25 protein-coding genes are annotated in these 25,900 nt (G+C 34.2%); 15 read left to right on the forward strand and 10 right to left on the reverse strand.

The features are described 5' to 3' along the window. Positions 1-37: 37 nt before the first annotated feature. The 4 genes from YW9_RS0108030 to YW9_RS0108050 all read right to left on the reverse strand — a co-directional run bounded on the left by YW9_RS0108030 (position 38) and on the right by YW9_RS0108050 (position 4,641). The gene (locus tag YW9_RS0108030) at positions 38-367 is read right to left on the reverse strand and encodes a hypothetical protein (RefSeq protein WP_018279663.1); all 330 of its coding nucleotides are present in this window, start codon (positions 365-367) and stop codon (positions 38-40) included. A gap of 50 nt (positions 368-417) precedes the next feature. Then, the gene (locus YW9_RS13475) at positions 418-600 is read right to left on the reverse strand and encodes a hypothetical protein (protein ID WP_155848749.1); all 183 of its coding nucleotides are present in this window, start codon (positions 598-600) and stop codon (positions 418-420) included. Between the two features lie 128 nt (positions 601-728). Then, positions 729-1,439: a hypothetical protein gene (locus tag YW9_RS0108040; RefSeq protein ID WP_155848750.1), complete on the reverse strand. Its 711-nt coding sequence runs from the start codon at positions 1,437-1,439 to the stop codon at positions 729-731. Between the two features lie 400 nt (positions 1,440-1,839). Beyond that, a complete protein-coding gene (locus tag YW9_RS0108050) occupies positions 1,840-4,641 on the reverse strand; it encodes a 2-oxoglutarate dehydrogenase E1 component (protein ID WP_018279667.1) in 2,802 nt (933 codons plus the stop codon). Positions 4,642-4,975: 334 nt separating this feature from the next. Between YW9_RS0108050 and YW9_RS0108060 the strand changes: the two genes are divergently transcribed. From YW9_RS0108060 to aat, 5 genes are all read left to right on the forward strand, one after another. After that, entirely contained in the window at positions 4,976-5,359 is a 384-nt protein-coding gene (locus tag YW9_RS0108060) for an START-like domain-containing protein (RefSeq protein ID WP_018279669.1), read from the forward strand. Positions 5,360-5,376: 17 nt separating this feature from the next. Further along, entirely contained in the window at positions 5,377-6,237 is an 861-nt protein-coding gene (locus tag YW9_RS0108065) for an aminotransferase class IV (RefSeq protein ID WP_018279670.1), read from the forward strand. An 83-nt stretch (positions 6,238-6,320) separates the two neighbouring features. After that, the gene (gene rimO / locus YW9_RS0108070) at positions 6,321-7,622 is read left to right on the forward strand and encodes a 30S ribosomal protein S12 methylthiotransferase RimO (RefSeq protein ID WP_018279671.1); all 1,302 of its coding nucleotides are present in this window, start codon (positions 6,321-6,323) and stop codon (positions 7,620-7,622) included. A 75-nt stretch (positions 7,623-7,697) separates the two neighbouring features. Then, positions 7,698-8,186 carry a DUF3127 domain-containing protein gene (locus YW9_RS0108075; RefSeq protein ID WP_018279672.1) on the forward strand — a complete coding sequence of 163 codons (489 nt, stop codon included), beginning with the start codon at positions 7,698-7,700 and terminating at the stop codon, positions 8,184-8,186. 24 nt (positions 8,187-8,210) lie between these two features. Then, a complete protein-coding gene (aat, locus tag YW9_RS0108080) occupies positions 8,211-8,834 on the forward strand; it encodes a leucyl/phenylalanyl-tRNA--protein transferase (RefSeq protein WP_018279673.1) in 624 nt (207 codons plus the stop codon). Here the strand turns inward: aat and YW9_RS0108085 are convergent. Together YW9_RS0108085 and YW9_RS0108090 are read right to left on the reverse strand one after the other, a co-directional pair. Further along, the gene (locus YW9_RS0108085; RefSeq protein WP_018279674.1) at positions 8,809-9,870 is read right to left on the reverse strand and encodes a DNA polymerase beta superfamily protein; all 1,062 of its coding nucleotides are present in this window, start codon (positions 9,868-9,870) and stop codon (positions 8,809-8,811) included. The genes aat and YW9_RS0108085 overlap by 26 nt on opposite strands. Positions 9,871-9,879: 9 nt before the next feature. Next, positions 9,880-10,635, reverse strand: coding sequence for a nucleotidyltransferase domain-containing protein (locus tag YW9_RS0108090; protein ID WP_018279675.1), 756 nt, complete (start codon positions 10,633-10,635; stop codon positions 9,880-9,882). 217 nt (positions 10,636-10,852) lie between these two features. Here YW9_RS0108090 and prfA point away from each other — a divergent pair, with 217 nt between their 5' ends. The 8 genes from prfA (at position 10,853) to pyrF (ending at position 18,499) form a co-directional block, all read left to right on the forward strand. After that, on the forward strand, positions 10,853-11,926 hold the full coding sequence (prfA, locus tag YW9_RS0108095) for a peptide chain release factor 1 (RefSeq protein WP_013997009.1): 1,074 nt from the start codon (positions 10,853-10,855) through the stop codon (positions 11,924-11,926). 66 nt (positions 11,927-11,992) lie between these two features. Then, a complete protein-coding gene (locus YW9_RS0108100) occupies positions 11,993-12,499 on the forward strand; it encodes a hypothetical protein (RefSeq protein WP_018279677.1) in 507 nt (168 codons plus the stop codon). A gap of 37 nt (positions 12,500-12,536) precedes the next feature. Continuing rightward, positions 12,537-12,893 (forward strand): VOC family protein, encoded by a 357-nt coding sequence (locus YW9_RS0108105; protein ID WP_018279678.1) that lies wholly within the window; start codon positions 12,537-12,539, stop codon positions 12,891-12,893. 73 nt (positions 12,894-12,966) lie between these two features. Continuing rightward, on the forward strand, positions 12,967-13,581 hold the full coding sequence (locus YW9_RS0108110; RefSeq protein WP_018279679.1) for a hypothetical protein: 615 nt from the start codon (positions 12,967-12,969) through the stop codon (positions 13,579-13,581). 451 nt (positions 13,582-14,032) lie between these two features. After that, positions 14,033-15,220, forward strand: coding sequence for an Ig-like domain-containing protein (locus tag YW9_RS0108115; RefSeq protein WP_018279680.1), 1,188 nt, complete (start codon positions 14,033-14,035; stop codon positions 15,218-15,220). A gap of 494 nt (positions 15,221-15,714) precedes the next feature. Then, entirely contained in the window at positions 15,715-16,773 is a 1,059-nt protein-coding gene (locus tag YW9_RS0108120; protein WP_018279681.1) for an ankyrin repeat domain-containing protein, read from the forward strand. A gap of 93 nt (positions 16,774-16,866) precedes the next feature. Next, positions 16,867-17,430 (forward strand): SMI1/KNR4 family protein, encoded by a 564-nt coding sequence (locus YW9_RS0108125; protein ID WP_018279682.1) that lies wholly within the window; start codon positions 16,867-16,869, stop codon positions 17,428-17,430. 256 nt (positions 17,431-17,686) lie between these two features. After that, positions 17,687-18,499 (forward strand): orotidine-5'-phosphate decarboxylase, encoded by an 813-nt coding sequence (gene pyrF, locus YW9_RS0108130; RefSeq protein WP_018279683.1) that lies wholly within the window; start codon positions 17,687-17,689, stop codon positions 18,497-18,499. Between the two features lie 63 nt (positions 18,500-18,562). Here pyrF and folE read toward each other — a convergent pair whose 3' ends face one another. From folE to YW9_RS0108145, 3 genes are all read right to left on the reverse strand, one after another. Next, entirely contained in the window at positions 18,563-19,237 is a 675-nt protein-coding gene (gene folE, locus YW9_RS0108135; RefSeq protein ID WP_040353995.1) for a GTP cyclohydrolase I FolE, read from the reverse strand. 92 nt (positions 19,238-19,329) lie between these two features. Continuing rightward, positions 19,330-20,502 carry a dicarboxylate/amino acid:cation symporter gene (locus YW9_RS0108140; RefSeq protein WP_018279685.1) on the reverse strand — a complete coding sequence of 391 codons (1,173 nt, stop codon included), beginning with the start codon at positions 20,500-20,502 and terminating at the stop codon, positions 19,330-19,332. A 46-nt stretch (positions 20,503-20,548) separates the two neighbouring features. Continuing rightward, the gene (locus YW9_RS0108145) at positions 20,549-21,559 is read right to left on the reverse strand and encodes a 3-oxoacyl-ACP synthase III family protein (RefSeq protein WP_018279686.1); all 1,011 of its coding nucleotides are present in this window, start codon (positions 21,557-21,559) and stop codon (positions 20,549-20,551) included. Between the two features lie 186 nt (positions 21,560-21,745). On the opposite strand from YW9_RS0108145, the gene YW9_RS0108150 reads away from it, so the two are divergent. Continuing rightward, the gene (locus YW9_RS0108150; protein ID WP_018279687.1) at positions 21,746-22,678 is read left to right on the forward strand and encodes a transglycosylase SLT domain-containing protein; all 933 of its coding nucleotides are present in this window, start codon (positions 21,746-21,748) and stop codon (positions 22,676-22,678) included. Positions 22,679-22,707: 29 nt separating this feature from the next. Here the strand turns inward: YW9_RS0108150 and YW9_RS0108155 are convergent, their stop codons facing one another. Then, positions 22,708-24,726, reverse strand: coding sequence for a family 20 glycosylhydrolase (locus tag YW9_RS0108155; RefSeq protein ID WP_018279688.1), 2,019 nt, complete (start codon positions 24,724-24,726; stop codon positions 22,708-22,710). 135 nt (positions 24,727-24,861) lie between these two features. Between YW9_RS0108155 and ribD the strand changes: the two genes are divergently transcribed. After that, positions 24,862-25,887, forward strand: a complete 1,026-nt coding sequence (ribD, locus tag YW9_RS0108160; protein ID WP_040353997.1) for a bifunctional diaminohydroxyphosphoribosylaminopyrimidine deaminase/5-amino-6-(5-phosphoribosylamino)uracil reductase RibD — start codon at positions 24,862-24,864, stop codon at positions 25,885-25,887. The last annotated feature ends 13 nt before the right edge of the window (positions 25,888-25,900 follow it).

Genomic DNA, 25,900 nt, shown 5'->3' on the forward strand with positions numbered 1-25,900 from the left:
TAAGTATGAGTTTTTATTTATTGTGTTCTACAAATTACTATCTTGATGTTTCAATTCCGAATTCTCTCCATCTTGCTTTGGGCATTGCTAATTTAGCAACGGCATTTGCTTCCCTCATTTGCTCTTGAATTGCGTTAAGTTTGCTAACAAATTCTTCTGTTTTGGCTTTGAGTTCTGCTTTTAGGCGTTCTTGCTCGTTATTAAGGGTAATTGCTTCTTCACATTGTTTTTCAAGTAGCGAAGTGAAGTCGGAACCAATTCCTCTTTTTTGTACCTCTTGGGCATTGTTTTTTAATCCTGCTACCATTAGCTGAGCTTTTGCGATAAGCTCGGCGTAGCTTACTTTGGGTCTGCTTGATTTAGCCATATTAATTGTTTTTTAGTTATTATGTTTCTATATAAAATTTGTAACTTAGTTTATAGATTTTCTATCTTCGGAATGATTTTTCTGATGTTAGAATTCTTTTTTCTTGCTTTTGGAAAGAGATTTCTGTTGTCTGGCTTTATAAAAACTATGTTTGTCATCTGTTTTCGGATATGAAGCAGATAGTTTCTTACTTGAAGCAACTGATTTCTGAATAAAAGTAGTCTGTTTTTCATCAGAAGTAATCAATTTCTGATGCGAAGCAAACTATTCCAGAAGTGAAGCAATCAATTTCTGATATGAAGCAACTAATTCCTGAGATAAAAAATAATAAAAAGAACGTGTTTTTTGTTTGTTTCTTTATTTAAAAGTATTCTATCTTGCGTACTACAATGGTTTCGGGAGTATCTCCTGTGTAGCCTACCTTTTCAATCCAATTTCCTTTTTTGTCGTACTTGTATTTAAAGGTAACTTTTTTTTGTAGCTTTTCTCCTTGAAAATATTCGGTTTCGGAGCATTCTCCTTTTTCATTGTGTTTAGCGGAAACCTGTAGTATTGATTTACCTTCTTGAGAAAGTCCCCATCCACTCTTACTTTCGTAATCATAGACTCCAAAAAGATTTGTTGGAGAATTTATATCTTTTTTATGATACTTAAAAACTTCTGTTGTTCCTTCGTTGTCTTTTTTTCTTTTAATAAAGGTTTCATACATTAACTCTCCGTTGGAATCATATACTTCTTTTTCGGAAAGAAGATTCTCATTGTATTTATAGATGATTCTTCTGTTTAATGAATTATCCCCATTGTAGATTCTTTCTTCAGTAATGTCTTCACCTTTATACTTATAGGTAATTCTTCTTACTACGATTCCTTTTTGATAAAAAATCTTTTCTATCTTTTTTCCGTTTTTGTCAAATGAAATATCAAAATTGAAGGAAAGCTCGTTCGTGTTTTCTCCCATTTTAATCTCTTTCCCTACTTTTGTAGCCACATATTCGCGTTCAATTATCTTTTTTACGTTTTTAGTGACCTGATATTTTTTCCAATCGCTTTCAGGGTTGTTTTTATTTTCCATATTGTAGGAAAATAATATGATACTTGCTAATAATAAACTGAAAATTTTCATAAAGTAATCTTATTAAATGTTTTTCAAATCATAAGAGTCTTTTTAAAGACCATTGGTTGGTAATTCTATTATTTTGTTAGCTCAATTACTGCTACACCATTTTTATCTTCTTTGCTGTATCTCTTAATAGCTTTTTCTTGTTCCAAAAAAGTTAACTTATTAATTTTATCAGAACTCTGTTTTATCAATTCTAAAAACTATGTTTGTCATCTGTTTTCGGATATGAAGCAGGTAGTTTCTTTCTTAAAGCAATATCGAAACAAAATTACGTATATTATTTCATTATAAGGTATTTATATAACGTATACTTTGCCAAAGCTACGAAAACTTCGGCAAAGTATACCTATTATTATATATTCTTTTTGGCATTGGCGTTGCGGTCGAAAACCATTGCGATAGCCTCTGCGTGACGTTTTCTATCGCGTGTGTAACTTCCGGAAGCTGGTGCCGAATATACCGTGTTTGATGCCAAACGCCAGTTCACAAAGTCGAAAAACATCAACATATATCCGTAAGCTCCCATATTTTTAGGCTCTTCTTGTGCCCAAACAAAATCATCTGCGTTTTTATATTTTCCTAAAACGGCTTTGATTTGCTCGGTAGGAAGCGGGAATAACTGCTCAATGCGAACAAAAGCTACATCATCGCGACCTAATTTTTCACGTTCGGCATAAAGGTCGTAATAAAAGCGTCCTGAACAGAAAACTACCGATTTCACTTTGGAAGCATCGGCGATTGGGTCGTCAATAACTTCTTGGAATTGCCCATTTGCCAAATCATCAATCGTAGAAACGACTTGTGGGTGGCGAAGTAAGCTCTTTGGTGTGAAAACTACGAGCGGTTTGCGGAAATTAGTTTTCATTTGTCTTCTTAACAAGTGAAAGAAATTCGCCGGTGTGGTACAATTTGCTACATACATATTTTTGTCCGAGCATAATTGCAAATAACGTTCGATACGTGCCGAAGAGTGTTCCGAACCTTGCCCCTCATATCCGTGAGGTAGTAAAATTACGACACCATCTTGGGTTTTCCATTTATCTTCTCCGCAAGAAATGTACTGGTCGAGCATAATTTGAGCCCCATTAGAGAAATCTCCAAACTGAGCTTCCCAAATTGTTAGCGTATTTGGGCTTGCCATTGCGTAACCATACTCATAACCTAACACACCATACTCTGAAAGTAAGGAATTATAGACATAAAAGTTTCCTTTTGCGTGTTTCTCGTGCTGCTTTAGGGCTTTGAGTGGCGTTATTTCTTCTTCTGTATCTTCGGTTTTTACCACTGCGTGGCGATGTGAGAATGTTCCTCGCTGAACGTCCTGACCTGTTAGCCGAACATTGAAACCTTCAGAAAGAAGTGTAGCAAAAGCTAAATGCTCAGCAGTACCCCAATCGATAGTATCCTTTTCAAAGAAACCTTCTTTGCGGTCGGCAATAATTTTTTTGATTTTGCTGATGAATTTCTTGTCGGAAGGTAACTCAGTGATGATTTTTGCTATCTCAACTAAGGTGTCTTTGTCGAAAGAAGTGTCTACTTTTTCCAACATTTTCTTGCGTGATGCGATTTCAAAGCCTTTCCATACATCTTGCATAAAAGGTTTGATGATGGTTAATTCTTCTTTTCGCGAGGATTCCAAATGGTTGTCCAGTACTGATTTATATTCATTCTCTATTTGCGCAACATAATCCGAAGTAACGATATTTTCTTCGATTAATCGTTTCGCATAGATGTTTCTTGGGTTTTCGTGTTTTCCTATGGTTTTGTAAAGTACGGGTTGAGTAAAACGAGGCTCGTCACCTTCGTTATGTCCGTACTTACGATAGCCCAGTAGGTCTATAAATATGTCTCTTCCAAACTCTTGACGGAAATCTAATGCCAAAAGAAAAGCGTGAACTACCGCTTCGGCGTCATCAGAGTTTACGTGTAGGACAGGAGAAGAATTAACTTTCGCAATATCCGTACAATATGTTGATGAGCGTGAATCGGTATAGTTTGTAGTGAAACCAACTTGGTTATTTATCACGATATGAATAGTACCTCCTGTCTTAAATCCGTTAAGCTGACACATTTGTGTGATTTCATATACGACACCTTGTCCTGACACTGCGGCATCACCGTGAATAGCGATGGGAAGTGCTTTTTTGATGTCGCTTGGAAAGAAATTATCTTGCTTGGCTCGGGTAATTCCTTCAATAACAGCCCCAACAGTTTCCAGATGTGAAGGGTTAGGAGCCAAATTCAGGTTGATTTTTTTTCCTGATTGGGTAATTCTTTCGGAAGTAATTCCTAAGTGATACTTTACGTCGCCATCGAAATTATCTTCCATTTCGTAATCTTTTCCATCAAACTCAGAAAAAATATCTTGTGGGTTTTTGTTGAAAACATTTGCCAAAACATTTAATCTTCCTCGGTGAGCCATTCCCAAAACTAAGTGTTCTACTCCTTTTTCAGCGGCACGTTCCACGATAAAGTCCAAACCAGCTACGAAAGCGTCGTTCCCTTCCAACGAAAAACGCTTCTGACCTACGTATTTCGTATGCAAAAAGTTCTCGAATGAAGTGGCTTCGTTAAGTTTTTTCAGAATTTGGATTTTTTCTTCCTTTGAGAATTGCGGTTTATTGGCATTTTTAAATATTTTATTCTCAATCCATTGCCGAATTTCGGATTCACGTACGTACGAATACTCAACACCTACCGAATTGCAGTAAATATCTTTCAATGTATTGATAATGTTTCGCAAAGATGTTGGCTGTAATCCGATTTCTTTGGCAGAATCGAAAATAGTTTCCAAATCTGAATTTGAAAGTCCGTAGTTTTCGATATTTAAGTTCGGAATGTATGCTTCACGTTCGCGGATAGGATTAATTTTGGTAAACAAGTGACCATACGTTCTGTAACCATTAATCAGGTTTAGTACTTTGAACTCCTTTTGAAGTTTTTCCGAAGCTACATTGTTGCCCGAATCCACCTTTTGAGCCATTACCTGAACCGTTTCGTCGTACGATTCGCCATAGTTTTCTCGTGCAAAATCAAATCCTTGGAAGAAAGCTCTCCAACTTGCTTCAACTGAGTCAGGATTTTCTAAATATTTTTCGTACAAATCTCCAAAATAAGCTGTACTTGCGGCATTCAAAAAAGAATATTTATCCATAATGAAAAAATGTTGTTCAAATAAGTAACGACAAAGATATAATTTAGTTTTGGATTTTCTATTCTTTTGAAATTTTTTTAGGGGCATATTTACATCATTTTGTGAAAAGTAAAAAGGATTAATTGATTAATTATTTGATAATCATAATTTTAAATTCTTTTTAAAGTGTATTGTTGGATTTCATTTTCTTGCTTTTTCTTTCTTTTTCTTTCAAAATTAAAAAATTACCCAAAGTGTTGTATTTAGCTTTTTGGAGAACCAAAAATGTAAAAAAATTTGTTTATTTGATTTTTAAATTATACCTTGCCACCTTTGAAATTTTATCTACGCAATTATGCAAAACAAAGTAAAGTACGAGTTAGAATTTGCGATTCACGCATCTCCTCAAATGTTGTATCAATACATTTCGTCTCCCTCTGGATTATCGGAGTGGTATGCGGATAATGTGAATTTGAAAGAGGAGATATATACTTTTATTTGGAGTGATACTGAGGAAAAGGCAAAGTTGCTCCGGAAAAAATTAGATGAATCAATAAAATTCAGATGGCTCGGCAGTGGAAATGATACTTACTTTGAAATGAAAATCGTTGTTGATGAAATTACTGAAGATGTGTCGTTAGTGATTGTGGATTTCGCAAGTCCTGAAGATTTGGAAGAATCCAAAATGCTGTGGGAAAACCAAGTAGCGGAACTAAAACACGTATTAGGTTCGGTTTAAAATTAAGATAGAAGTTAATGAAAATAAATTATAACGGAAAGCTTCTGGCTACCGACGATGCCTTTTTGTCCACTGAAAACAGAGCTTTCAAATATGGTGATGCTGTTTTTGACACTTTAAAATATACAAATCAACAAATACTTTTTTGGGAGGAACACTATTTACGTTTAATGGCAGGAATGCGTATTCTTCGTATGGAAATCCCAATGTCTTTTACATTAGAATTTTTAGAAGAAGAAATCCTTAAAACTATCAATGTTAATGATTTAGTAAGTTCGCCTGTTCGTGTTCGTATCACAGTTTTTCGCAAAGATGGAGGTTTGTATACACCTAAAACTAATGAAATAGATTATCTTATTGAAGTTCAGAGACTTGATTCTTACTTTTTTGAGATTAATGAAAATCAGTATGAGGTGGAACTTTTTAAAGATTTTTATGTTCAACCTGATTTGTTGGCAAATGTGAAGCATACAAATCGTTTGGTTAATATTATAGGAAGTGTTTTTGCCAAAGAAAATGATTACCAAAATTGCATCTTGCTGAATTCTAATAAGAATGTTGTAGGAGCTTTAAATGGAAATTTGTTTTTAGTGGAAGGAAAAACTTTAAAAACACCTTTGCTTACCGATGGCTGTTTGAATGGAATTACGCGTAAAGTTCTACTAAATATGCTCAAAAAAACTTCTGATTTTGAATTGGTTGAAACTTCAATATCTCCCTTTGAACTTCAAAAAGCAGACGAATTATTCATAACAAATAGTATCGTTGGTATTCAGCCAATTACAAAATATCGCAAAAAGGAATATACTAATGTGATTGCTAAAAATTTGGTAGGAAAACTCAATACAGTGGCTCGTTTTGGAATGGATAAAAAATAATTTATAATTGTTCTAAAATTCAGAGAGATTCTAACTCGCTAAAAAATAATATCTTTGTCGCCTGAAAATTCGATTTTGAGAAGATGAGAACCAAGTCAATAAAGAAAAATGTTATCAATGTAGTTACTCTGGGGTGTTCCAAAAATGTGTATGATAGTGAGGTTTTAATGGGGCAACTAAAAGCAGGAGGTAAAGATGTTGTTCACGAAAAAGAAGGTAATATCGTGGTTATCAATACCTGTGGTTTTATCAATAATGCCAAAGAGGAAAGCATTAATACTATTTTAGATTATGTAAACAAGAAAGAAGAAGGTTTGGTTGATAAGGTTTATGTAATGGGGTGTTTGAGTGAGCGTTACAAGCCTGATTTGGAAAAAGAAATCCCTGATGTTGACCAATATTTTGGAACTACTGAACTCCCCGCCTTGCTGAAAGTTTTGGGAGCGGATTACAAGCACGAGCTTATTGGTGAGCGACTTACAACAACGCCTAAAAACTATGCTTACCTAAAAATAGCTGAAGGTTGCGATCGTCCTTGTAGTTTTTGTGCTATTCCGCTGATGCGTGGAAGCCACCGAAGTACCCCCATTGAAGATTTAGTTACCGAAGCTGAAAAATTGGCTGCAAAAGGAGTCAAGGAATTGATTTTGATAGCTCAAGATTTAACATATTATGGATTAGATCTTTATAAAGAAAGAAAATTAGCCGATTTGTTACGTGAGCTTGTAAAGATAGAAGGGATTGAGTGGATTCGATTGCATTATGCTTTCCCAACAGGTTTCCCGATGGACGTTATCGAAGTGATGAAAGAGGAACCAAAAGTTTGTAATTATTTGGACATTCCTTTGCAACACATTTCAGATTCTATTCTGAAAAGTATGAGACGTGGAACAACTCGGGAGAAAACGATAAAATTACTCAAAAATTTTCGAGAAAAATTACCAGAAATGGCGATTCGAACTACTTTGATTGTTGGCTATCCTGGTGAAAATGAAGAGGATTTCAATACTCTCAAAGAATTTGTAAAAGAAATGCGATTCGACCGATTGGGTTGTTTTACTTACAGCCACGAGGAGAATACACACGCCTATAATTTGGTCGATGATATTCCCGAAGAAGTGAAAATAGCTCGAGCTAATGAAATAATGGAAATTCAGTCTCAGATTTCGTGGGAACTCAATCAAGAGAAAATTGGTAAAACATTCCGTTGTCTTATCGACCGCAAAGAAGGAAATTATTTCATAGGACGCACTGAATATGATTCTCCTGATGTTGATAATGAGGTACTTATTGATGCTAAGAGGTTTTATGTGAAAACAGGTGAATTTGTTAATGTAAAAGTTATCGATGCAGCAGATTATGATTTGTATGCCGAACCTGTGTAAAACTTTTAACTTAATCAAAACATAATATTTCAAGATAAATATTTACTTTTGCAAAATATATAAAGATACATTGAGATGGATTTACAAGGACGTATAAAGTTAATATCAGATATTCAGAGTTTTGGAACGAATGGTTTTCAGAAGAGAGAAGTAGTTATTACCACAGAAGAACAATATCCTCAGCACGTTATATTCGAATTTACACAAGAAAAATGTGCATTATTAGATTCCTTTCGTGTGGGACAATTGGTGAAAATCAGTTTTAACGTTCGTGGACGTGAATGGATAAATCCGCAAGGAGAAGCTAAGTACTTCAATTCATTGCAAGGTTGGCGTATTGAGAATATGGAAATGGCTCAACAACAGGCATATCAACAGCCTTATCAGCAACAATCATATCCTAATCCCCAATATCAACAACCCTATCAAGGGCAACCTTATCAGCAATCTAATTATGGAGGACAGCAATTTGCTAATCAAACACCTCCTCCAATGCCTCCGCAAGGTGGTTTTGAAACTACACAAACTACAAATTCCGAGGACTTCGACGATTTACCTTTCTAAAAGTTGATTTTTTTAGAAGAAAATATGCCTTTTCCTTCTCCCGAAATTGCTTCGGAAGAAGGAATTGTTGCTTATGGCTATGATTTAACTCCAGAACGTTTGCTTGAAGCCTATCAGAATGGAATTTTTCCTTGGTACAATGAAGAAGAACCTGTTTTATGGTGGTCACCAAATCCAAGATTTGTTCTTTTTCCTGAAAAGTTACACATCTCCAAAAATATCAAAAAATTACTTCGAAAGAATATTTATCAAGTAACTTATAATCAAAGTTTTGAAGAAGTTATCATAAATTGTGCTTCTATCCCTCGAAAAGACCAAGATGGTACGTGGATTCACCCTGAAATGATAGTCACTTACACTCAACTACATCAATTAGGTTATGCTCACTCAGTCGAAGTTTGGTATGAAAATCAGTTGGTTGGAGGGCTTTATGGAATCAAAATGGGAAATATTTTCTGTGGAGAAAGTATGTTCAGTAAAGAAAGTAATGCTTCACAAGTAGGATTTATCACTTTTTTGCAACAGCACCCTGAAATTAAGTTAGTTGATTGTCAGGTTTATAGTGAATATTTAGAAAAACTCGGTGCTGAAGAAATACCTCGAACACAATTTCTGGAAATAATCAGAAAGAATAAAGTTTCTCTCTGATTCTTACAAGTGCATCAATAGCCTTTTGGTGGTTGGGAGTTTCAGGCAGAGTAGAGGTGACATATAATTGTTCGATTTCTTCCAAAAGTGTTTCTGCCATCAAAAGAATTTCATCATAACTCTTTTCTCCTGCTTTTATCGAAAGTAATTCAGAACGATTGGTTACACGCACATTAAGCGTTCCTGTTTCAAAAATGCACTTTGCAGATTGTAATAACCGAATGGTATGCATCATATTTTTGCTATCATAGTTTTTGCCGTGTTGCTCGTTAGTTAGGTAACGTTCTTGGTTGCGTTGTTCAACCCATTCCCAGTATTCTTTATATTTTTTGCAGTAGGAGGAATAACCTTCTGAATTACAATATATATAAGCGATAGGAGCTTTTTCTTTAGGTACGGAAGAAAGTAATAATTCATTCGAATTTTCCTTCTTCAAGATGCCTTTATAATGTAATTTGGAGGAATCATCGTAAAAAAGAGCATAAATGTTTTTTAAATGTGAAATAGCTACCAGTCCACATAGCTCTTGGATTTTGTTTTGTTCTTGTAGCCATTGGTTAAGCGAAATGCTGGGATATCCGCTGAGTACGTAGCAAAAATCAAGTAGACTTTTGCGTTGTGCGTCCATAGGGTTCACTATCTTTTTGTTTAGTCCTCTGGCTTTCTTAATTTGGTTTTGTGCATATCCTACAATGGTATCTTTGCAGAGTTTGGATAAGAAATCTTGCACCATAAAGGCGTTCATAATAGGGTGTTTGTAAAGAATACAATCGTCGGGAGAGGCCAAAAGTTCCAAGATATTAGGATTGTTTTTCAACAATAGTTTCACAAATCTACCAAGTTCATAATAAACAACATCATTGGTTGAATTACTAATTTGCGGAATATAATTCAGTCCGTAAAAATCCTTTTTAGGAAGGTAGAAAACTCCTTTGATATCAGTGTCAGAAGTTGGCGTATCTAACCCAAAGGCTTTACTTCCTGCAATAGCTTCAAAGAGTATGAGATTATTGTCTTTCAGATAATTTATGTCCATAATGTATTGTTATTGTTTTAAAGTTTCGAGAAAGAATGTATTAAGTTCGTGATGTATTTTTTCACCAGCAGATAGGTTGTTTGCCTTTTGTGAGTTTTCGGTTAAGGTCTGTATCAAAAAATTAGTAATGAGCTCTTCCTTGGGATGTAAGTAACTTTCATTTTGAGATGCTTTTATGTTCATAATCTCCTGAATTTTAGTCTGTATATTGGCTGGTGCAATAGTTAGTAGTTGGCTAAAAGCTACAGGAGGGAAGGAGTTTTTCTCTGCAATCCACTTTCCTGCAAGGGCAGTACGTAATGCATAGAGGTAGCTTTTGAGTTTTACGTTGTCCTGTTGGCAAACTTGTGAAAAATTTTTACTCATACCGAGATAATGATACATACAAGCGATAGGGGAGAAGCACTTTTGGGCAAGTGAACGCAATGATTTAATTAGTTGTGGTTTTTCAAAATATATCACAGGGCTGTACAACCATTCGAGCAGAGGAGTATTTGATTTAGCTAAAAGTAGTAGTGTTTTCTTTAAATCCCACCCACTGCCGTCAAGGTTTTCATCGGTCATAAATTCGATGGTATCAGGCTGTTCCCACAATGATAGATAATGTTCTACTTTGCTCTTGTATATGAATCGAATATCAAAATCGCTGTCGGGGGAGGCAAATCCCCAAGCTCGGCTACCCGACTCTACTACGTACAATACCTCTACCGAATATTGATGTTCTACTTCTTTTATTTTTTCTAAAATACGATTTTTTACGGTCATTGCTTGATATTAAGGTTATAGTAAATGTTTTTTAGTTTTCTTGACTTAAAGTTGGATAACTCTTTAGGCAAAAATACAAATTTTACACATCTGAAAGACAATTAGCAAACTAAAAACGAATTTTGGATTGAAATATTTTTTTCAAAAAATTGATTTTGAACCTCATTTTGACTACTTTTGCAACCAATTTTCAAAAGAAACTATTCAATTTCAAAAAATGCTTGACAGATTAAACATTGTAAAACAACGATTCGACGAAATTTCAGACTTGATTATTCAGCCTGATGTTATTTCTGACCAAAAGCGATACATTCAGTTAAATAAAGAATATAAAGACCTCAAAGAACTTATCGATAAGCGAGAGGAATACATCATTGTAACTTCAAACATTAGTGAGGCTGAGGAAATTATCGCCAATGAAACCGATGCTGAAATGGTGGAAATGGCAAAAATGCAATTGGACGAAGCCAAGGAAAAACTTCCGCAGTTGGAGGAGGAAATCCGCTTTATGCTTATCCCGAAAGACCCCGAAGATGCCAAAAATGCCGTAATGGAAATCCGTGCGGGAACGGGAGGCGATGAGGCTTCTATTTTCGCAGGGGATCTGTATCGTATGTACACAAAATATTGTCAGTCAAAAGGATGGAACACATCTGTAATGGATTACAACGAAGGAACTTCGGGCGGATATAAAGAAATCATCTTTGAAGTTACGGGCGATAACGTGTACGGAACGCTCAAGTTTGAGGCTGGGGTACATCGCGTGCAACGTGTTCCGCAAACGGAAACACAAGGACGAGTGCATACTTCGGCGGCGACTGTGATGGTATTGCCCGAAGCAGAAGAATTTGACGTGGAATTGGATATGGCAGATGTTAAAATCATCAGAACGACCTCAACAGGACCTGGAGGGCAGTCGGTGAACACTACCTATTCCGCCATTCAGTTGCAACACATTCCCACAGGGATTGAAGTACGTTGTCAAGACGAAAAATCACAGCATAAAAACTTGGATAAGGCTTTGAAAGTGTTGCGTTCGCGTTTGTACGAGATGGAATTGGCTAAAAAAATGGAAGAAGATTCGGCACGACGCAAAAGTATGGTTTCCAGTGGGGACAGAAGTGCTAAAATCCGTACGTATAACTATCCGCAAGGGCGTGTAACCGACCACCGCATTGGGCTGACACTCTACGATTTGCAAAACGTAATCAACGGCGATGTACAACGCCTTATCGACGAGCTACAACTTGCCGAAAACACGGAAAAACTCAAGGAAAACGATATGTTTTAATAATACTGAAAAAGACGATGAATTTCATCGTCTTTTTTTATATGATACATCAAAAACAAAATATATATGTCATATTGTGAAAAAGTAAAGTCTTTAGATTTTGAGTCTGAATGCGAAGAGAAGGATTTACATTTAATTGATAATTACTCAATTAGAGAAGGGAGTGTGGATATATTAATTTACAAATGTACCAAGTGTAAAAGGCTTTGGAAATGTGTTTCTTTCAAAGGAGAAAAGAGATTCTTAAAAATGGGAGAAATGAGTATCAAGAAAGAAGAATACGTCCGATTTGCTACGAAATTCCCCATAATATATTTTGAAAATGAAGAAGCATATCACTACGATAATTCTTTGTTTTGTGGAAATCCTACCGAAACTAAAAAGTATAAAAACTTAACCTGTTCACCTAAAACATTAAACCTCGTTAAAAGAATATGTTTTGAAGATGTGGGTGCTACTTACTTTAAAGAGGAAATTTATAGATGTGGAAAGTGTGGGACTTTATGGAAATTGAAAGAAATATATGATTCTCATCACGGATTTTCTTTTTCAGCTGAAATTTATTCGGAATAGATTGTATAGAAAAAAATTATAAGATATTTTAATCATTATGACCATCAAAAAAATCTACGCCTGTTGGGTATATGTGAGCGATTTGGACGTTTCTAAAGCCTTCTTTCAGCAATTGGGCTTTGTACTCAAATTTCAGCAGGAAGATTGGATAGAATTTAACTTAGGGGAGACTTCTTTTGCCATTCTCAAACGTCCTGTAGAGAAAGGAAAGGTCAAACCGCAAAAAACAAGAATTATGTTTGAAGTGGACGATATGGAAAACCTTTACGAAACTCTAAAAAGCCAAAATATTCGTCTTATTGGCACTATCCGATATGAAACTTATGGAAAACTACTTACTTTTGAAGACCCCGACGGTAATTGGTTTGAGTTTTTTGAGGGGAAAAAACAATAAAATTAATGACTTTATGGGAAATTGAATTAAAAAAAATAATATTTTTGTGTCAATTAAAATGTAGTTTATTGTTATGAGACTTTTATTTATACTTTTTATTTTTACTAGTTTCTGTTTTGCTCAAGTTAAAGAATATAAAAAGAATGATTTTAGACTGGATTTAAAATTACCACACATAAATCATTTGTATCTAAATCCTAATAAAAAATTTAAAGACAACCAAATTGGATTTCACGGTTGGGGAATAGGTTTTGAATATAGTTATGGTAAAAAGCACTTTGTAGAAACGAGTGCCTCATTTATTTTGACATTTCATCTTCCTTTTCCCATACATATTGATAGTGAATATACAAAAACACTTTTATCTTATTATTTTAGTATGACTAATAATTGTGTTAGAAATCGGTTTACTTTTGGATATGGCATTAATTATGCAGTTAATATAAGGAGTGAAATATATAGAAATTTAAGTTTGGAAGATAGACCATTACCCGAAAATACGTTTTATGCTAATCGTAATTTAGGAATAACATTTAATTCATACTATAGAGCAACAAATAGCTTACATATTGGCATCATATATCGCCCTTCTTTAATAAATTTAAATAATGGAATAAGATCAATTTATGAGCAACTTATTAGTTTTGAATTAAATTGGAAAACAAAATTATTCAACTTTAAAAAGTAAAATTATTCTCGCATATAATTCTAAAAGAAATGTATTCTTTTTAAATTTTACTTCAAAAATAATATACTAATAAAAAAGAAATATCTTTTCTTAAATTCTAAAACCTTAATATCTTCTTAAAATTCTCATAGTCAATTAAAAATCCATAAAAAATCTTTTCCAAAAATTAGGAAAATAAATCTTATAAAGACCCCGACGGCAATTGGTTTGAATTCTTTGAAGAGAAAAAGTAGAAATATCAATCAATTCGACTAAATAGCGATTATCAAATTAGGATATTTTCTCATTTAAAATAGCTTTTATCATAAAGTTTTCACAAAAAAAATCTACATTAATTATTTTTCATACCTTTGCCCCAGATTTTAAATTATCAAGAATAAATAAAATTTATATTTATTGTTGTTTTAATTAAAATCTTAATAAAGTAGAAACAACTTAAAAAATTAACAGAATGAAAAAAAGCCTATTTTTATTGCTGAGCCTTGTTTTAGGAATAGTATCTTGTTCGAAAGACAAGGAAGAACCTAAACCAGTTGAACCGACACCAACGATTATACTTTCTGAAAAATCTCCTGTCAAATTAATGGAAGGTGATATAAAAGAAATAAAAATTAGTGGTGAAAATTTGAACGAGTTTTCTGTAGCTTCGTCAAATGCAAAAGTAGCAACGGTTAGTGCCAAAGAGAAAATGGTTGTCATTGAGGCAAAATCGGTAGGGACTTCTACTATCACAGTTACTTCAAAAAATATTTCGAAAAGCCTTACAGTAGAAGTATCTTCGAAAAATATTCTTGTGCAACGTATTGAATTTGAAGACCAAAGCAAATTTCCTGTTGGAAGAAATGCGACGATACAGTTTGCTATATTTCCAGAAAATGCTACTAATAAGAAATTAAAATGGGAGTCAAGCAATCCTAATGTAGTAAAGGTTTTTGAAGATGGAAAGATATTTGTTCTTAACAAATCTGGGCAACAAGCAACCATAAAAGCGTCAGCTACAGATGGAAGTAATGTTTTTGCAGAAATAACAATTACAGCTTTTAATATTGTTAATGAGCTGCGTATTTTGGCAGGAAAGGAACACACTTTCGCTGTTGGGGGTTCCCTTCTATTGGATTATGAAGCTTATGGCATTAATCGTGATGTCCCCCCTACGGATCAATCAGTTTCTTGGGAATCAGATGCTCCTGATATAGTATCTGTTAATGCTAATGGAAGAATTACTTGCCACAAAGAAGGGCGTGCCGAAATTAAAGCCATTGCTAACGATGGTTTTGGTGCTGAGACTAAAATAATAATAAAATCAATCATTCCTGTAAATAAAATAAAGATTAATAATCAGAGTAATAAAGGGGCAATTTCTTTGAAAAAAGGCACAAGTCTTCCATTGGTGATTACTACTTTTGAAGATAATAAATTAGTAGAAACAATAAGTGGAGGAAAATCTAAAAGCCAATATGTTACAATTCATTTTTTTAAAACAGCAGAAAATCCTTCTCGTATAGCAGAAATAAGCAAAGAGGGATTATTAAAAGCGTATCAAAGAACAGGAACTTTTACCTTGACAGTGAGTTATCAGAATAGTTTAAATCCGAACGAAACTGTTGATTGTGAAGTGACTGTAACAATAACAGAGTAAAAAAGATAAGAAAATAATAAAAGAAATCACAAAACCCTTTGGAAATTTTTCCAAAGGGTTTTGCCTTTGATGGAAATAAGTAAATTTCTGTGAAAAGAAGTTGCTAATTCTTCAAAGTAAACAAAAAACTCCCCAAGAATTAGGAAAAATCATTTTAAAAATTTATTTTTGGCTGAGGGAGGAGATTAAAGTAGCAAAGAATAAAGATTCTTCCTAGTATAGCAAGTTGAATATAAAACAGATAAAACAAAGCCTTTGAAGCCCTCGATAAATGGACACGTGAACTTTATAGTTATGCAAAATACGCTCTTGCCGATGAGCCTCAATTTTTACAAATGTTTGGACGAGCAATCCGATAATAGTTTCTGTTAAACTAAGCCAAGTCAAAGTTTAAATACAAATAGGCTTTGGGTTTGCTATGTCTGACATAAAAAACATACATAATACTTTTTATAATACCTCTAAAAATTATAATACTAAATACCATTTAACGTATGGCAAAAAAAAGAGCAACTCTTCCAAGTGATATTTATAAAGTACTGGAAGATAAAGATTTTGAAGCATTCAAAAAAGTATTTGAAAAATGCGATATCAATGCTTATGAGCGAGATTATATCAAAAAACCAGCACTTTGCTTTTATGGTATTCCAGCAGAATGGATACAATGGCTGATAGAAAATGGAGCTAATATTGAGGCGACAGATTCTTATGGAAGAACGGCTCTGTGGTATCATTCTTCTGTGAATGATGTTGAAAGAGTGCGTACTTTATTGGCATTAGGAGCGAATATTCACACTTCTGACAAGTATAAAAATAGAGTTTTACACGCTGCATCAGGCAGATTTGAAGTGACAAAGCTATTAGCTGAGCAAGGAGCAGATATTTTTGCTAAAAATGATAGAGGTTTCACACCTTTACAAGAAATGTTAAACAGATGTCAGAATGCAGATATTCCAAAAGTTGCAAAAAGTGCGGCATTATTGCTTGAGTTGGGTGAAAAAGTTACCAAATTTGCTCAGGAACGGGTGATTTCCATCGGTGAAAATTTTGAGTTTCATCGCGAACGTTTCAATCCAGAGTTTTTGGAAGATACAGAAAACGGCTTACAGGAACTTTATACGTTATTTAAGGTTAAACCTGTGGCAAAACGCATTCAACACGACGGAATTGCACCTATAATCGTTCCGAATGAGCCATTAGAAAAGCAATTTGAATATCTTTGGAGCTTTTTAGTGCCAAGTTCAGGCAGTGCAAAAACAATTCAAGGAGAAGTTATCCGAATTTCTGGAAAAATTCGTGATGAAATATTGCGAAATGGAGCAGGTAATTGGGATAAACATTTCAAAAAGATGCTTTCGGCAATGATTGATTATTTCCAAAAGGGAAATCCACTACAAGAAACAGCAATGGAAAAAGCTAAAGAGCTAAAAACATTTCTTTATGAAGGTGATGATGACGGAGAAAACTCATTTGAATTAGCAAAATTGGCTGTGTTATGGGTAACGCAAAATCCAGATCCTATAACTTTGGAAAAAGTGGAGTATAAAAAGTAAAATAAATTTATTTTGATAAAAAATTAAATAGAAAATTTATCTGTAAAATGTGATTATAGAAAATGGATAGTTAAAAAATAACAAATTCACTTTATGGAAATACAAATAATCTGGCAGAAAATACGCGAGGAACTTGAAAAGATTAGTCCACAAATAGGAAAAAGTTTCAATCTACCAGCTGAAGAAGAGAAAATACATCATTTAGAATCAATTACAGGTCAAAAATTACCTGAGGATTTCAAAAATTATCTTCGTACGTTTAACGGACAAAATCATCAGTGGTATGAAATTCTTTTTGTGGGGTATAATGTATTACTTTCTGTTGATGAAATCATTTCGGATTATGAAATGGCATTTGAAGATGAGGAAGTTATCGATTGGATAACGCCAAATAAAATTCAACCTAGCATTTGGAACAAGGGGTGGATACCTTTTGCCAATTTCAATGGTACACAACGGATTTTCATTGATTTAAATCCTACCAGTAAGGGAATTTCTGGGCAAATTGTGCAACTTTGGTCGGGTATTGATATGGAAAGTGATGAGGTAGTGATTGCAAATTCATTTTATGAGTTCTCCCAAAAAGTATTACAATCTTTGCAAGAGAAAAGTTATGAGATTGAAGATGATGTAATTAATGTAGAATGGTTGGTGTGAGAGTTTTTGTAATTGATAAAAAATAGATATCTGTTTTGAGAAGAGAAAATAGAGAAAAAATAATTGTCTTAAAAATAAAATCCAAAATCTGAAAAATAAAAAGAATATAAATTACTTAATTGAAAGTATATAACATAAAAGACTACCTAAAAACACGTATCTTTGGAGGCTCAAAAGGCAATATTTTTTCTGTTTTAAAGGAGAAATCATCGTAATTACAGCATTATAACACCATAAAAATAAAAAGTATCAGTATATGACATTACAAAAACTAGTAAATCAAATACGGAAAAAGAAATCATTCTTATGTGTAGGACTTGATGTGGATTTGACAAAAGTTCCTTCACATTTGTTACAAACCGAAGACCCTATTTTTGAGTTCAACAAATCCATTATCGATGCGACACACTCTTTCGCGGTGGCTTACAAACCCAATACGGCATTTTATGAGGCTTATGGAGTGAAAGGTTGGCAATCATTAGCAAAAACTATCACATATATCAATGAAAATCACCCTGATATATTTACCATCGCTGATGCGAAACGTGGCGATATCGGCAATACGTCGGCAATGTATGCTAAGGCTTTTTTCAATGATTTGCAGTTCGATAGCGTTACGGTAGCTCCATATATGGGAAAGGATTCGGTAGAGCCCTTTTTAGCTTTTGAAGATAAAATTACCATACTTTTGGCATTGACTTCCAATGCGGGAGCTTTTGATTTTCAAACACAAATGGTAAATAATGAGGAGCTTTATAAAAAAGTATTGCAGACTTCTTTAACGTGGGAAAATAGTCAGAATTTGATGTACGTAGTAGGAGCTACCAAAGCCGAATATCTGAAAGAAATCCGTAAGATTGTGCCGAATCACTTTCTGTTGGTTCCCGGTGTAGGAGCTCAAGGCGGTAGTTTGGACGAGGTTTGTGAGTATGGACTCAATGCAGACAATGGTTTGCTGATAAACTCTTCAAGAGGAATCATTTATGCTTCCAATGGTACTGATTTTGCCGAAAAATCCCGTGAAGAAGCCCAAAAATTACAACAACAAATGGAAAAATGGGTGAGATAAAAAACAAAAAATCAACGATTTTTAAATAAAATCGTTGATTTTTAACTTTTAAACAATTAGATATTAATACTTTGTATTGAGTTTGATATATTCTAAAAATTCCTTGCGAACTTCAGGGTCTTTGAACTTCCCTCCGAATTCGGCAGTGACTGTACTACTTTCAATATCCTTGATTCCTCTCGAATTAACGCATAAATGTTTGGCATCAATCACACAAGCTACGTCTTCTGTTCCTAAGGCTTGTTGCATTTCCTGAACAATTTGCAAAGTCAAACGTTCTTGAACTTGTGGACGTTTTGCGTAATACTCAACAATTCGGTTCATTTTCGACAGACCGATGACTTTTCCGTTAGAAATATATCCCACGTGAGCCCTTCCTACAATAGGCAGAAGGTGATGTTCGCAAGTGGAATACACTACGATATTTTTTTCAACCAACATTTCTCCATATTGATAACTATTATCAAAAGTAGATGCCGAAGGGCGACGATCGGGGTGTAATCCTCCAAAAATTTCTTTGACGAACATTTTGGCAACTCGTTTTGGAGTTCCTTTTAGACTATCATCGGTTAGGTCTAAGCCTAAAGTATGCATTATTTGCCTTATGTTTTCTTCAATTATGCTAATTTTCTCAGCATCAGTTTTTTCGAATGCATCAGTACGTAGGGGAGTTTTTGCAGAAGTACATACGTGGTTGTCTCCCAATGCATCTTCTTCCGAAATATGTTTATTTGCCATTTCCTTAATATTAGTTCTTAATAATTCACTTTTAAAAGTTTGCAAAGATACTTCTTTAATTTGAAAAAAGCCTTATTTTATTTGTGTCTTTTTTATTCTTTTCTATATAATTTGTTGATTTTATTCACGATAAGACATACAGCTCCATCTCCAGTTACATTACAAGCTGTTCCGAAGCTGTCCATTGCTATATAAAGAGCAATCATAAGAGCTTGTTGCTGAGTATCAAACCCTAACATTGATTGTAAAAGCCCGAGTGCAGCCATTATTGCTCCACCAGGAACACCTGGAGCAGCAATCATCATTATTCCAAGCATCATAATAAGTCCTGAAAAAGATTCAAATTCAATAGTTTGTCCTTCCATAAGTAATAAAGCCATCGCACAGGCGGTTATTTTCATTGTACTTCCTGAAAGATGGATAGTGGCACAAAGAGGAACTACAAAACTTGCGATACGTTCAGGAACGCCCATTTTGATGACTTGCCTCAAGGTGACTGGAATTGTTGCCGCTGAGGATTGTGTTCCAAGGGCTGTTGCATATGCAGGCATCATCGTGAGGAGTGATTTTATTGGATTTTTTCCTGAGATTAATCCTGCTAGAACGAATTGTAATATCAGTAATGCAATGTGCATCAGAAAGATAATTCCAATTACTTTAAAGAATACATTTATTACTGAAACAACTTTTCCGCCGTAAGCAATTTCAGAGAAAATACTCATAATGTAAAGAGGTAAAAGTGGAATAATAACTTTTCCAATGACAAGAGTAATGATGTCTTTAAAATCTTTCAGAACATTTCCTAAGGTTGAATTACTTTTCAATGACAAGCCAATACCAATCATAAATGCAAGTACTAAGGCACTCATAACGTCGAGTATTGGAGGAATGTTAATGGTGAAAAATGGATTTAGAGAACGTTCAATTGTTTCTTGCGTTGGTGAGTTTAGAGTTTGTTCACCAATTACAGCAGGAAACAAAGCACTTCCTACAAAATAAGTAGAAAATCCTGAAAAAATAGTGAATGAATAGGCAATAATAACAGTTACAAGCAGTAGTTTTCCTGCATTTTTACCGAGTTCGGCAATGGCAGGCATTACAAGTCCCATAATGATTAATGGAATTGAAAAACCAAGAAAACTTCCAAATAATTTGTTGAAAGTTACAAAAGCACGATTTAGCCAAAGAGGAGCATATAGCCCAACAACAATCCCGATTAATATGGCTATGAAAACCCTGAATAGTAAATTGTTAAAAAGCTTCATAACATTATCTTTTTTAGGTTTTTAATATATAATTTTTCAAAATGCGTCACCATCGTATTATGGCACTCGCCCAAGTGAATCCACTACCAAAGGCAGCTAACACTACCAAGTCACCATCTTTAATTTTTCCTAATTGATAAGCTTCCGTTAGAGCTATAGGAATGGAAGCCGCTGTGGTGTTTCCGTACTTTGTAATGTTGTTGTAAATTTGGTCATCTGTTAATTCAAATTTTTGCTGAATGAATTGCGAAATACGTAAATTAGCTTGATGTGGAATTAACATATTTATGTCTTTTTGAGTTAATCCATTGGTTTTGAGTCCTTCTTGGATAACTTCAGAAAAACGAACTACCGCATTTTTGAAAACGTGTTGTCCGTTCATATACGGAAAATAACTCACATCGTCAGGATTGTTTTCCGCTACGATATCTGTAACCCATCGTTTTCCAATTCCAGGGGCAATAAGAGCTAATTCTTCTGCGTGAGTACCTTCGCTATGTAAATGAGTAGATAAAATCCCTTTTTCTGGATTTTCTTCCCGTGATACAATGGCTGCACCAGCTCCATCTCCAAAAATAACAGAAACATTTCGTCCTCGTGTGGAAAAGTCCAAACCAGGAGAATGTGTTTCAGAACCAATAATCAAAATGTTTTTGTACATTCCTGTTTTTATGTACTGGTCAGCAATGGAAAGAGCATAAACAAATCCTGAGCATTGATTTCTGATGTCTAAAGCTCCTATGGTTTTTAATCCTAATTCTCTCTGAACCAAAACTCCACAACCAGGAAAGTAATAATCAGGGCTTAAGGTTGCGAAAATGATGAAATCAATATCGTTTTTGTCAATTTCTGCATTTTCGATAGCTTTCAAACTTGCTTTAACTCCCATACTGGTTGTAGTATCCTTTCCTTTGATGACGTGTCTTCGTTGTTGAATTCCTGTACGTTCCTGAATCCAAGCATCACTCGTATCCATTAACTTTGATAAATCATCGTTGGTAACTATATTGTCAGGGACATAAAATCCTAATCCTTTGATTTTTGAGCGGTATATCATAATTTAATCGTAATTTTTATCAAAAGTAAGAGTAAAAATTCTAATATCCAAAAAAGAAATATGAAATCCTTTCGTTAATCAAAAAAATATTGGGATATTTGCACATCCGCACAGATAATCATAATTTTTTATGCTTGTGTTGATGTTTTAGATAAAAAAGCACTAATTTATATTTTTTAGAGAAAGATGAAGAGGATTTTACGAAACGTATTTTATATTTCGGGGATTGTTTTAGTAGCAGGATTTCTTATTAATGCTGTGGCTGTAACAACCGAGAAGAATAACATTTTTGAAAATCAAACAGATACTCTTAATGGTACAACCAATGTGTATAATGTTTATGCAATTGATTTACCTTCAGAAATAGATTTTGCAGGAGAGAGAGTCCCATTGGAAATTCCAGATGTTTATGAGCGTTTGGACAGAGAATTTTTGGTCAATACGTACTGGCAGTCCAATGGGTTGCTATTAATCAAACGTTCTAATAAGTATTTTCCAATTATCGAACCAATTTTAAAACGAAATGGAATTCCTGATGATTTTAAATATTTGGCTTTAATTGAAAGCGGACTTTTAGACGTTGTGTCTCCTTCGGGAGCTAGCGGTTTTTGGCAATTTATGAAGGCAGCAGCTATTGAACACGGGTTGGAAGTAAGTAGCACAGTTGACGAGCGTTACCATCTGGAAAAAGCAACTCAAGCAGCGTGTGATTATCTGAAAAAGGCAAAACAAAGTACAGGAAGCTGGACAATGGCAGCAGCGGCATACAACGCAGGGATTGCTGGAATGAATAATCAAATTACAGCTCAGCAGACTTCAAACTATTATGATTTATGGCTTAACTCGGAAACTTCACGTTACGTTTTTCGGATTTTAGCAGTTAAGGAAATTATGAAAAATCCAAAGCGTTACGGATTTAATTTTGAGGAACGACATCTTTACAATGAGGTGCCAACTTTCAATGTAAAGGTCGATACGAGTATAACCAGCTTAGTTGATTTCGCTAAAAAACATAATATTACCTACAAGGAATTAAAAATACACAATACGTGGCTTCGTGACCGTAAATTGGATAACAAAAGTGGAAAAACGTATTATATAAAAATTCCGAAAAAATAAAGGTTTAAAAATTCAAAAGTCAGCTTTTGTTACAAAGCTGATTTTATTTGTGATAAACCTTCAGTTCTGAAAATCAATCCATCAATTTCTCTTTTACCATCTAATGTAACAAAAGCAAAATTGAAGTGCCACTTCACGAGTCGAATCTCGTTGGTTGAAAATTTCTCAATGGGAAGTTTTAACAGAATTTTATTCCAACCCTTTTTCAATGTTATTGGAATAGGTGAACGTACTTCAAAATTCTCGTTAGTCAATGGAATTTCATTTGATTTTTCTTTATGAGAAGAAGCCCATTTTGGAGGAAGAATTTCATTTTCATTAATCCAAATTTTACTTTCTTTGTAATCCCATTTTCCTTGTGGAGGAGGTAAGTCTTTCTCGGAGCGACTGTAATTCTGCGTTGTTGCCCATAATCCAACTATTTGTTTTTTAGGTGAATATACATAGGTGTAAGCGTATGTTGTATGGTTGGGTTGTGGATTTTCATAAAAGCTTTTTACAATATTTCCCCAAACGTGACGTAAATAAACACCTGAGCCAAACACTTCTTTCGTGGAGTAATTTTTTCCGTTGTAAAGATAATTTTTGGCGAAATTTTCTTTTTCGGGAGGAAAAACTTTTAATAAATTACCTTCATTAGGGAAAGCATCTGTAATTCGCCATTTGATATGTGTCTGTTTTACATAAGCGAAAGGCAAGTTGCTGAAATATTGCTTTTTGTGCCACAACATACGATGTTCAAAATTCTGAAAGGCGATGAAATTTTCATCTTTTTCAGAAAAGAGATTTGTTCCTTTGTCGTCAAAATATTCTAAGCCACCTCCAATCCACGAACGTTCTGCCAAAGCTAACATTGATGGATAGAAATTATTTTGAATTATGATTTCTCTTTCATTGGTGATAAATCGGTCGTGCCAAATTGCTATAATGCTTCCTGCGTGGTCATCATCACCCTTTTCAACGTTTAAAATTCGGCTGTTGTACAAGGCTACCAAATCAGCAAAAGCGTCGAAGTGATTGATGTAATGCAAACGAGAATCAATGGCTGGGATACCTTTTTGGGCTTTGCCACGATAGCTCCACAATTGTGTCATATCAATTTCTCCAGTTTTGTAGTTCCAGCCTGGATTCCACGAAATTACTTTTTTACCTCTCTCTCGTATGAAGCGTACCATTTCGGGAACAAAATTAGGATTTGTGAATTCCACTTCATCGGTGCCAATATGAAAGTATGGAACATCAAAATAAGGCAACATCTCATCAATCAATTCTTTCAAAATTTGCATTCCTTTTTCGGTTTGCATATCGCATTTAAAAGCTTTTCTGAAAGCCAAGCTATGTCCTGGCATATCAATTTCAGGAATCAAAAGTACATTGTGTTGTTTGCAAAAATAGACAAGTTCTTTCACTTCATCTAAAGTATAGAATTTGGAATGCATTCGCTCGTAACTTAAACTATCATTTAAAACTGGATAGCGTTTACTTTCCAATCTCCATCCTTGATTTTCAGTTAAATGCCAGTGGAAAACATTGATTTTGTATTGTGAAAGTATAGAAATTTCTTGCTTTAGTTCTTCCAAAGAAATGAATGTACGACCTACATCTTGCATAAATCCACGTATGCGAAATGTAGGATAATCTACAATTGAGCAACCCTCAAAATAAGAATTTTCACCTTTGGAAGATTTCAATTGTCGGAGTGTTTGAATTGCCCAATAGACACCTTTTTCTGTAATAGCTTCAATTTGTATTTTTTGTTTTGATACAAGCAAAGTATAAGCCTCATTTTTGTTTATTTTTGCCTCAGGGATATCTTTAACTATTTTTACTTCAATAATTTGCCCAGAAGAAGATGAAATTTCTCCACCCATTTCCGAAATAAATTTTTGCCATTGTTTTTGCAGAACTGGAGTTTCCAAACGTATTTTTTGGATGTGAAAGGCTTGTCCGTTTGGTTCTATTTGCTGAGGTTTTGGTAGCAAATGATCAATTCCTCCATAACATATTGTATTGAAAGCGAGTAGAAAAAAAAGGATGTATTTCTTCATAAGAATTTGGATTGGTTTACAAAGGTATTTAAAAATTTTCAAAGGGAGAAATATTTTATTTTTTACAAAATCTTTTAATTTTGCATAAAGAGAAAGTGGATTTTGATTTTGGAAATGATTGATTTTGATACTAAAATGATGAATAGATGTATTCAGTTAGCTTACAATGGTTTAGGTAGCACATATCCCAATCCGATGGTAGGCTGTGTAATCGTTCATCAAGATAAAATAATAGGTGAGGGGTGGCACAGAAGAGCGGGAGAACCACACGCTGAGGTAAATGCCATTCGTTCGGTAAAAGATAAAAGTCTGTTGCCTAAAGGTACGCTCTATGTCAGTTTGGAGCCTTGTAGCCATTTTGGTAAAACTCCTCCGTGTAGTGATTTGATAATCAAATATAAAATTCCCAAAATAGTTATAGGAACTACCGACCCATTTGCAAAAGTTTCTGGTACAGGAATTGCAAAACTGAAAGAAGCTGGTTGTGAGGTAATTGTAGGAGTATTGGAAAAGGAATGCCAGGAACTTAATAAGCGTTTCTTTACTTTTCATCAGAAAAAACGACCTTATATCTTCCTAAAGTGGGCAGAAACTCGTGATGGTTTTATGGCTCCTGAAACCAAAGACAAATTAGATCCAAAATGGATAACTAATTTCTATTCAAGGCAGTATGTTCATAAAATAAGAAGTGAAGAACAAGCAATCTTGGTTGGGACAAATACAATTTTGCACGATAATCCTAAACTAAATGTACGTGATTGGTTTGGAGGAAACTTACTACGTGTAGTTATTGATAAGGATTTGAAAATACCACGAAATTTTTTGGTTTGGAATGATGAACAATCAACATTGTTTATTTCTGAAAAAGTGAATAATGAATCATTTAAGAATACCTCTTTTCATAAAATTGATTTTTCAGCAAATTTGCCTCAACAGATTTGTAATGTATTGTTTGAGAAGAATATACAGAGCCTAATAGTTGAAGGAGGTAGAAGTGTTTTACAACAATTCATAGAGGCTAATTTGTGGGATGAAGCATTTGTATTTGTGGGAAATATTTGCTTTGAAAAAGGGTTAAAATCTCCTGATTTTCAGAAAAAAACATTGAAAGAAGTTAGGGAGTTCGATGAAGATACATTGTTTATTTATAGCAACTTATAAATTAAACAATAAT

It is taken from the genome of Capnocytophaga cynodegmi DSM 19736 (assembly GCF_000379185.1).
GTDB lineage: Bacteria > Bacteroidota > Bacteroidia > Flavobacteriales > Flavobacteriaceae > Capnocytophaga > Capnocytophaga cynodegmi.

What these genes read in the sequence shown, in the direction of transcription:
- YW9_RS0108140 (WP_018279685.1), bottom strand. Translation starts at nt 20,502, where the DNA reads ATGAAGCTTTTTAACAATTTACTATTCAGGGTTTTCATAGCCATATTA.
- aat (WP_018279673.1), top strand. Translation starts at nt 8,211, where the DNA reads ATGCCTTTTCCTTCTCCCGAAATTGCTTCGGAAGAAGGAATTGTTGCT.
- YW9_RS0108125 (WP_018279682.1), top strand. Translation starts at nt 16,867, where the DNA reads ATGGAAATACAAATAATCTGGCAGAAAATACGCGAGGAACTTGAAAAG.
- YW9_RS0108030 (WP_018279663.1), bottom strand. Translation starts at nt 367, where the DNA reads ATGGCTAAATCAAGCAGACCCAAAGTAAGCTACGCCGAGCTTATCGCA.
- YW9_RS0108115 (WP_018279680.1), top strand. Translation starts at nt 14,033, where the DNA reads ATGAAAAAAAGCCTATTTTTATTGCTGAGCCTTGTTTTAGGAATAGTA.
- pyrF (WP_018279683.1), top strand. Translation starts at nt 17,687, where the DNA reads ATGACATTACAAAAACTAGTAAATCAAATACGGAAAAAGAAATCATTC.
- YW9_RS0108065 (WP_018279670.1), top strand. Translation starts at nt 5,377, where the DNA reads ATGAAAATAAATTATAACGGAAAGCTTCTGGCTACCGACGATGCCTTT.
- YW9_RS0108105 (WP_018279678.1), top strand. Translation starts at nt 12,537, where the DNA reads ATGACCATCAAAAAAATCTACGCCTGTTGGGTATATGTGAGCGATTTG.
- YW9_RS0108155 (WP_018279688.1), bottom strand. Translation starts at nt 24,726, where the DNA reads ATGAAGAAATACATCCTTTTTTTTCTACTCGCTTTCAATACAATATGT.
- YW9_RS0108075 (WP_018279672.1), top strand. Translation starts at nt 7,698, where the DNA reads ATGGATTTACAAGGACGTATAAAGTTAATATCAGATATTCAGAGTTTT.
- YW9_RS13475 (WP_155848749.1), bottom strand. Translation starts at nt 600, where the DNA reads ATGAAAAACAGACTACTTTTATTCAGAAATCAGTTGCTTCAAGTAAGA.
- YW9_RS0108145 (WP_018279686.1), bottom strand. Translation starts at nt 21,559, where the DNA reads ATGATATACCGCTCAAAAATCAAAGGATTAGGATTTTATGTCCCTGAC.
- prfA (WP_013997009.1), top strand. Translation starts at nt 10,853, where the DNA reads ATGCTTGACAGATTAAACATTGTAAAACAACGATTCGACGAAATTTCA.
- YW9_RS0108090 (WP_018279675.1), bottom strand. Translation starts at nt 10,635, where the DNA reads ATGACCGTAAAAAATCGTATTTTAGAAAAAATAAAAGAAGTAGAACAT.
- ribD (WP_040353997.1), top strand. Translation starts at nt 24,862, where the DNA reads ATGATGAATAGATGTATTCAGTTAGCTTACAATGGTTTAGGTAGCACA.
- YW9_RS0108100 (WP_018279677.1), top strand. Translation starts at nt 11,993, where the DNA reads ATGTCATATTGTGAAAAAGTAAAGTCTTTAGATTTTGAGTCTGAATGC.
- YW9_RS0108150 (WP_018279687.1), top strand. Translation starts at nt 21,746, where the DNA reads ATGAAGAGGATTTTACGAAACGTATTTTATATTTCGGGGATTGTTTTA.
- YW9_RS0108110 (WP_018279679.1), top strand. Translation starts at nt 12,967, where the DNA reads ATGAGACTTTTATTTATACTTTTTATTTTTACTAGTTTCTGTTTTGCT.
- YW9_RS0108050 (WP_018279667.1), bottom strand. Translation starts at nt 4,641, where the DNA reads ATGGATAAATATTCTTTTTTGAATGCCGCAAGTACAGCTTATTTTGGA.
- YW9_RS0108060 (WP_018279669.1), top strand. Translation starts at nt 4,976, where the DNA reads ATGCAAAACAAAGTAAAGTACGAGTTAGAATTTGCGATTCACGCATCT.
- rimO (WP_018279671.1), top strand. Translation starts at nt 6,321, where the DNA reads ATGAGAACCAAGTCAATAAAGAAAAATGTTATCAATGTAGTTACTCTG.
- YW9_RS0108040 (WP_155848750.1), bottom strand. Translation starts at nt 1,439, where the DNA reads ATGGAAAATAAAAACAACCCTGAAAGCGATTGGAAAAAATATCAGGTC.
- YW9_RS0108120 (WP_018279681.1), top strand. Translation starts at nt 15,715, where the DNA reads ATGGCAAAAAAAAGAGCAACTCTTCCAAGTGATATTTATAAAGTACTG.
- YW9_RS0108085 (WP_018279674.1), bottom strand. Translation starts at nt 9,870, where the DNA reads ATGGACATAAATTATCTGAAAGACAATAATCTCATACTCTTTGAAGCT.
- folE (WP_040353995.1), bottom strand. Translation starts at nt 19,237, where the DNA reads ATGGCAAATAAACATATTTCGGAAGAAGATGCATTGGGAGACAACCAC.